The sequence below is a fragment of the Nodularia sp. LEGE 04288 genome (genome assembly GCF_963896525.1).
Lineage (GTDB): Bacteria > Cyanobacteriota > Cyanobacteriia > Cyanobacteriales > Nostocaceae > Nodularia.
This window is the reverse complement of sequence record NZ_CAWQOY010000045.1, coordinates 1-7,222: the sequence shown is the minus strand read 5'-3', so window position 1 is coordinate 7,222 and position 7,222 is coordinate 1. Positions and strand designations below refer to the sequence as shown.

Annotated in this window: 5 protein-coding genes; 1 reads left to right on the top strand and 4 read right to left on the bottom strand. The window is 39.5% G+C overall.

Features of this window, described 5'->3' with window-relative positions; genetic code table 11:
* Nucleotides 1-88 precede the first annotated feature (88 nt).
* The 4 genes from AACX33_RS04005 to AACX33_RS03990 form a co-directional block, all read right to left on the bottom strand.
* The gene (locus AACX33_RS04005; RefSeq protein WP_194003861.1) at nt 89-1,096 is read right to left on the bottom strand and encodes an AAA family ATPase; all 1,008 of its coding nucleotides are present in this window, start codon (nt 1,094-1,096) and stop codon (nt 89-91) included.
* A gap of 140 nt (nt 1,097-1,236) precedes the next feature.
* Nucleotides 1,237-2,217, bottom strand: coding sequence for an alpha/beta fold hydrolase (locus AACX33_RS04000; protein WP_227789435.1), 981 nt, complete (start codon nt 2,215-2,217; stop codon nt 1,237-1,239).
* A gap of 70 nt (nt 2,218-2,287) precedes the next feature.
* Entirely contained in the window at nt 2,288-3,352 is a 1,065-nt protein-coding gene (locus tag AACX33_RS03995) for an L-histidine N(alpha)-methyltransferase (RefSeq protein WP_194003859.1), read from the bottom strand.
* A 213-nt stretch (nt 3,353-3,565) separates the two neighbouring features.
* Nucleotides 3,566-6,517, bottom strand: a complete 2,952-nt coding sequence (locus AACX33_RS03990; protein WP_194003857.1) for a diguanylate cyclase domain-containing protein — start codon at nt 6,515-6,517, stop codon at nt 3,566-3,568.
* 398 nt (nt 6,518-6,915) lie between these two features.
* Here AACX33_RS03990 and AACX33_RS03985 point away from each other — a divergent pair, with 398 nt between their 5' ends.
* Complete coding sequence (locus AACX33_RS03985) at nt 6,916-7,098, top strand: hypothetical protein (protein WP_228049236.1); 183 nt, start codon at nt 6,916-6,918, stop codon at nt 7,096-7,098.
* Nucleotides 7,099-7,222 lie beyond the last annotated feature (124 nt).

The following is a 7,222-nucleotide window of genomic DNA, read 5'->3' as shown; positions in this document are numbered from 1 at the left end:
TTTGATAGAATAAAGGTATCATTATCATTAGATAGGTCTTATTGACAATTCCTGACCTATCTTTTTTTACCATAAATCGTTACATTGTTTACACTGTCTTGTTTTCAGCCTTGTTTGTCGCCCCGTCAGGTAAAGCTCTAAGTAATGCCTGTTGCATTGGCGGGTGTAAATGTAGTTCAATTTCATCAATCAAGATAACTGAGTTATGAATATTCCAACTAGCAAAATCTATGAGCATGGGAAAGACAGCACGCTCACCCCCAGACATTTCAGAAATTTCGTATTGATTTTTGCCATCGTAGAGATAGAACCAAGGTTCGCTGAAAATATCAATTACCTTTTCTCGCGGAACAGGACCTTCAAAACTACGTTCTGGAAATACTATTTTATAGGCTTGCTCAATTTCACCATACAAATCTTTTTGACCAGGACGCAACTCTCTAATTCTTCCTCCTGGTTGAACATCCAGATGGAATTGTCGCAACTTTGACAGGCGATCGCGTAAAATATCATCAGTAATTTCAAGTCTGTGATTATAATCTTCGGTGGTTAAACTGGTTGAGGTTCTCTGCTCTGTGTACCACAAAATAGTTCCAACTCGCTCAAATACTTTAAACCCTTCTGAACGCAGTAGTTGTTTAGCATATTCTCGTCCTTTAAATTGAAAGAACTCTGCATCTGTTCTTGCTTGGACACGCTCACCATTCCATTTCAGGGAAATAATATCATTTTCAGCCGGAGAAATGGGTAAGTTCCGTCCCATATCTTGCAATTTCTGGTGGAATTCACGAACTGCTTGCAGCTCTTGGGAGGAAAACTGTACTTGTACAGTCACTTCTGGTTGAAATCCTCCCCAATTGTTTCCCAACAACTCGTAGTTATACCCTGACCATTCTAAGCCTGACAGATTTTCTAATCGCCCAGTTGCTACTCCCAATGTCGCCGCAATTGCTTGCAAGAGACTAGTCTTTCCTGCACCATTCATTCCTATCAGCACTATGATATCTCGTGCTAATCCGGTTTCTGGATCAGTAAAATCAAATACTTTGTCACGAAATTTCTTGAAATAGTTTAACTGAACTGATTGAACCTTCATAGTGAAATATCTTGAGGTGGACAAAAGACTAAACCGAGTTAATCACCTCATTTGACTAGTGTATTACATCTATTCCCATCCTGTGCGATATCAGCTTTGTGAATCACCGCCACAATGGGCTTTTGCCAGTATTCATGGTTTTATCGAGCAGAATCAACTTTATTTAAAATCAGCTTGACAGCATCGATAATTACATCCGGTTGGTCTACCCACACAAAATGACCGCTCTGATCTGCTGGGATTTGCAGACAATCTGTAGATAAATTACATAACTCAATGTGCATTTTATCCCGTAATCGATTAGAAGCACCCAAAGGAATAAAAAGAGTCCAAAAGGAAGGCTTGAAAAAAGAATTGGCTTTGATGCTAACAATAGGCATCGCTCCTAATTGGTTCGCGACAGTAACCTGACGTGCGCTGCGATTTAGATTTAACATTTCTCGAATCATCGTTATCCAGTGTTTAGAACGACAAAATGAACGTTTTACTGAATCCAGAGAATGTGCCGAAAACTGACGTAATTCAGGCTTTAATAATTCAAATATGCCGCATATTCTCAGTAGCCGAATAATTCCCAGGATTGAGCCGAGAATAGACATCACAAAACCTGAGATAAAGAAGAACTTCAAAGCCTGTAACTGAAAAGTCATTTTCAGCATTCCTGTTTCGTGCAAACCGTCTGTGAGTATTATTCCCAGAACCTTTTCAGGAAACCGATGAGCATACAATCTGACGTTATAACTGCCAAATGAATTACCTATTAAAATGTAAGGCGGCTCAATTCCCGCTTGGGTGAGGAGTTTATCTAATTCCATGACTATTTGATTGCTGGTTCGGGGATGTGGACTGTGGTCACTCCACCCATAGCCGGCTCTGTCATAAATGCATACTTGCGTTAGCTGCGCTAATTCTTCAATCAGCAAGTAACCCTCTATTCCTCCCAAGCTATGGTCTAGAACAATTGTGGGACTACCTTTTCCAGCAACGTAGAGATGTAGAGAATATCCACCGATGTCAAACAGCTTACCTGGCGGTGGTTGTCGGTCTTCCAGCCAAGATGCGATCGCTTGATAAATAGTTGTCGCAACTGGCAGTAAAATTCTGATTAGACTCGAAATCATTACATCCTCTTACTATCTGAATTCTTATTTTAGAAAAACATTTTTATGCTGTTATCTATAGATTTAAAATCTAAGCATCAGCAACTTTACAAATAACCATAATCGGTGATAAATATTTACTATGACTAGCATGAACAAGTTGTAATCCGGCTTTTTCTAAATCTTGGATAAGTTCAGGCATCTCATACTTGTGATGTCGCCAAATAGTAATTTCTTCATCTTTTAAAATTTCAATCTGCTTATATATCCCTAACTTGCTAAAATTTAGAGTGTAATTTTGATTAAATTTGATCTTGGCAGTTATACTATCAGTTTTAACATCATACTTTCTTACAAGTTCGCAATCTTCAGAACTTATTCTCATCTCGTTTTTAATCCATGTATATATTCCATCCACATGATACTTGCAGCCACCCCGAACTTGTCCATCCCATTGAGAGTTAGAACCAATTTCGTTAGTAAACACAAGCAAATCATTTTTATTCATGCTATTTCTGAAGTTTTGAAAAACTCTATTTCTGTCTTGATGATTTGCGATTGTCACACCTAAATGTAAAAAAACATTGGCTATATCGTTATTTTCAAGAGAAGTGGAATTTTGCCAAATATCTGCGGGAATAGAGCTAGCTTCTATATCAAAGGTAGAGCTATTAAATTTAATTGAGGGAAACCATTTAATAAAATTTGCCTTGGATAGGGTTAGGAGTTCTTGACTAATATCTAAGGCGATATATTTATTAATTTTACCTAGTTTATCAAGTTGAGAAATGAAGTTTTTTACTGGATAGAAATTACCACAACCTACATCTACAATGTTGATTTTATGGCAATGTTGATAATCGCCGTTAATATATTCAAAGTTTTTCTTTAATAAATCAGTTTCTACGTTGGGTGTTTGATACCATTTAGGAACAACATATTTTTGATAAAAATTATTCCATATGTTTGCACCTCTACCTTTGTAAGAATATTTTAAAGGAAATTCTCGTCTAAGTTCTAATGCCTGAATTAACTCTACAAGTTCTTCTTGAGAAAAAATTGAGTAAAATTCAAAACTTGGTTCTACTATACGATTTAAAGAATTTGATATATCTGAATAAACTTGTGAGTTGCTGTCAATTTTTTGAGGTGTCATTGTTTAGTTTTGTCAGGTAATTAACTTGACAAGTTTGGTGTATTTAATATGGTCTTCGTCATTATAAAGTATGAAGAGGTATATAATCATGCAAAGCCTTGACTTTTTCATGAGCGCCCCTTTTTACTCACCCTAGCAGTAGAGTCCTAACCAGGCATTATATGGGATGCGATCGCTTGCCGAAGTCAATAAGACGTAAGAACTTGGGGATGTTCATGATAGTTTGAAAAAAGAACGATTACGTCCCTGTGCTTTGGCTTGGTAAAGGGCTTGATCTGCTGCCGAAATCAGATCCAAAGGAACCATATCAGGTGTAGGAATTACCGTGGCAATTCCGATACTCAAGGTGACATACTCCTTCACCGCCGATGCAACATGAGGAATATTTAGCTGTTGGATAGCTGCATGAATTTCTTGGGCAACTTGAATAGCGCCATCCGTGTTAGTCTTGCTAAGAATTACCACAAATTCTTCTCCCCCATAACGAGCGGCTAAATCCGTAGAACGTTTGACAGTTTGTTTCAAAGCTTGGGCGACAAGGCGCAAACAATCATCACCGACGGCATGACCATAAGTATCGTTAAATTGTTTAAAATAATCAATGTCACATAAAAGTAGTGAGACTGAACCTTTTTCTCGTAAAAGATTTTGCCATACATCATTAAGCTTGCTATCAAAACTGCGGCGATTGGCGATTTGAGTTAATTGATCGACCATCGCCATATTTTCAAGTTGCTGGTTAGCTAGCTGCAATTGTTGATAAAGTTCTGATTGCTGAATAGCGATCGCCAAATGCGTAGCTAGTTGTTGAAGTAGTTCGCTCTCCCAAGGTTGCCATTCACGAGGGGCGCTACAATGATGAGCAACTAACAGACCCCAGAGGCGATCGCCTTGTAAAATCGGTACAAATAGCTTGGCTCTTACCTGGAGTTGTTCCAATAACTCTAGATGACAATCAGCAAATCCGGCGTTGTAAATATCTGGAGTGACTTTCAGCAGACACTGTTGATCTAACTGTCCCTGCATTTCTACAACGTAACTGTCTAGAATTTTCATATTTAAGATTCTCTTCCAGCCTTCGCCTACAGACTCCGTGATAATCACACCACTCCAATCTAGGTTAAAGCGGTAGATAATGACCCGATCAGTTTGCAGAATTTGTCTGACTTCGGCAACAGTTGTGTTCAAGATTTGATCTAAATCCAAAGATTGGCGAATGTGTTGTGCGATCGCCGCAACCATTCGCTCTTGTTCCATCTGCTGTTGTAATGCTTGTTGAGCCTGTTTGCGAATTGTGATATCTACAAATGATGTGACTACTGCATAGGGTGTTAATTCATCTGCTTGGAACAATGGTTGAGAATTAATCGAAACCCATTTGAGACTGCCGTCAGATGTGTAAATTCCCATGACGACATTAGATTGGGGTTGTCCTGTGCGTAACGTGACAATGGCGGGATGGGTTTCGCCAGGAAAACAAGTTCCATCTTCGTGAATCGCGCTCCATCGCGGATCAATGGAAGTTCGCCCCATCATTTGGTCGGCTGTTAACCCTAAAATTCTTTCCGCGCTGTCGTTACAGGCCGTAATCCGTCCATCGCCTTGCTGTAAGACAATCCCTTCTGCCATCGTTGTAATTACAGAACGATAGCGTTCCTCACTCTCTCGCAGAGCTTCTTCCATCTGCTTGCGTTCAGTGATATCAGTATGGGTTCCCAATACCCGTAAGGGACTACTATCATCTCTGCGACTAAAAATTTTCCCCCGATCTAGAACCCACTTATAAGTTCCATCTTTGCATTTGACGCGATGTTCACTGACATACTGTTGAGTTTCACCGCGAAAATACTTCTCAATCTCCTCGTAAACCTGCGCTTTATCATCTGAGTGAACCCGTTGATCCCATTCACTGAGCGTATTTCCGATCTCATGCTCTGCAAAACCTAACATTCCTTTCCAACGACGAGAGAAAAAAACTTCCTGAGTTTCCACATTCCAGTCCCAAACCCCATCACCGTTTCCTTCCAGGGCATATTGCCATCTTTCTTCACTGGCTTTGAGTGCGGCGGCGATTTGTTTACGAGGGGTGATGTCTTCAAAAATGTATAATCTGCCAAAATATTGATCTTGACTATCCCGAATTTGGCTGGAAAAGCGGCGAATTATGCGCCCATCTATAAATACAATTTCATCCTCAATCGTACAACGATTTTCTTCAGACTGTAATGGTTTGCAGCTTTGAGCAAATGCCGACACATCGGCAATTAAGGTTATACAATCAGGAATGATGTCATTGTTTTTCATACCCCCAAGTCGCATTCGGGCTTCTAGATGTTCAATACCCCAAATTTCACAGAAGCGATGATTCAAGTAAAGAATTTCGTCTGTACGATTGTCAACAACAAAAAATGCTAGCAAAGAAGTGTCTGTCATCGAACGTAGCAAAGCTTCTTGCCAGCGTAGCTGATCTTCAGCACGCTGGCGTTCTTCTAGAAAAGTTTGCTGCTGAGTAATATCCCTTGCCAGAATCTTTTTGTAATTCTTATGCAAAGTTCTTTTTGTGAGCCTCAACTTCTGCTTTGGTGGAACTGCCGAATTTTTGAAGTTTTGATGGAATTGCGGTAATGGCTGAAGAGCTATTCCTAGTTCTGTGGCTACTAGCTGGAGAAACTGAATTTCTAAGGAACTCCACTGACGCGGGCCACTACACTGTTGAGTGATTAGTAATCCCCAAACTTGACGGTCGATATTCTGACTATTGATAAAAATTGGGACTACTAAATTAGCTCTAACCTGCAATTTGGTTAATAGATTTTTGTAACAAGGGTCAAGCGGTTTAGCGTTAATATCTTCAATAACATTAATCCGTCCCTCACGATACTGCTCTACCCATTTTGCATTGAAGCAAGGGTCATAAATTAATTGCCCTAGAATTTGTGTGAATTCAGGACTTACCGATTCTGCCGCTACTACTCCATCTCCATCCGGTAGAAAACGATAGATGATCGCGCGATCGCTTTCTAAGATTTTTCCGATTGTACTGACAACTATGTTGAGAATTGCACTCAATTCAACCGACTGGTGCATTTTTATAACCAGCATCCTAATTTGATGCAAGATATGCGGTAAATCAATTTCTGTACCGGATAGGTCATTTAAGAGCATGGCAATACCAAAATACCTCTAATTTATTTATCCCAGAAAATCGGAATAAATAGCGACATTATCTGAAATTTACTTAATAATATAGATTTTAATAAATTACTAAGTAAGTGGGCGTAAATAAAGTTAACTCGTGGGGGTCGTCATTTGTCCTTGGTCATTGGTAAGGATTTCTGCCCTGTTTACCTTTAGTAATATAGTTTGGTTTTTTCCTTCCTACCTACTTACGGCCATCAGTTAGGGTTTGATGTTCATATTATGTGATCATCGCACCAGAAGCGAAAAGAAGCAAACCTCTGGCAAGGTCGATTTTTGGAGCATTGTCGCTAGATGCCTTTGTTCTACTACCTGATCACTTTCACGCCTTATAGACTCTAGCAGAAGGCGATCGCAATCTATCTATGCGGATGCTTTTAATCAAACGCTTTGTAACTAAATACTACGGGCATCAGTTAGGGCTTGATGTTGATATTATGCGATCGCGCCAGAAGCGAAAAGAAGGAAACCTCTGGCAACGCAGATATTGGGGGCATTTGATTAGAGATGATGTTGATTTTGCAAATCATTGCGATTACATCCACTAGACCCATCCGAAAACTCGCAAGCCAATATTTACAAGGCTTTGATACCAGTCCTTGCAGATTCTGTTTCAACGAAGAAATCCGTGTTTGATATAGTTACTGATAGTTTAGAGCAGAAAAATACATA

Bases quoted from the DNA above. Each gene is read 5' to 3' on its own strand.
- AACX33_RS04000 (WP_227789435.1), bottom strand. From the start codon at position 2,217: ATGATTTCGAGTCTAATCAGAATTTTACTGCCAGTTGCGACAACTATT.
- AACX33_RS04005 (WP_194003861.1), bottom strand. From the start codon at position 1,096: ATGAAGGTTCAATCAGTTCAGTTAAACTATTTCAAGAAATTTCGTGAC.
- AACX33_RS03990 (WP_194003857.1), bottom strand. From the start codon at position 6,517: ATGCTCTTAAATGACCTATCCGGTACAGAAATTGATTTACCGCATATC.
- AACX33_RS03995 (WP_194003859.1), bottom strand. From the start codon at position 3,352: ATGACACCTCAAAAAATTGACAGCAACTCACAAGTTTATTCAGATATA.
- AACX33_RS03985 (WP_228049236.1), top strand. From the start codon at position 6,916: ATGCGGATGCTTTTAATCAAACGCTTTGTAACTAAATACTACGGGCAT.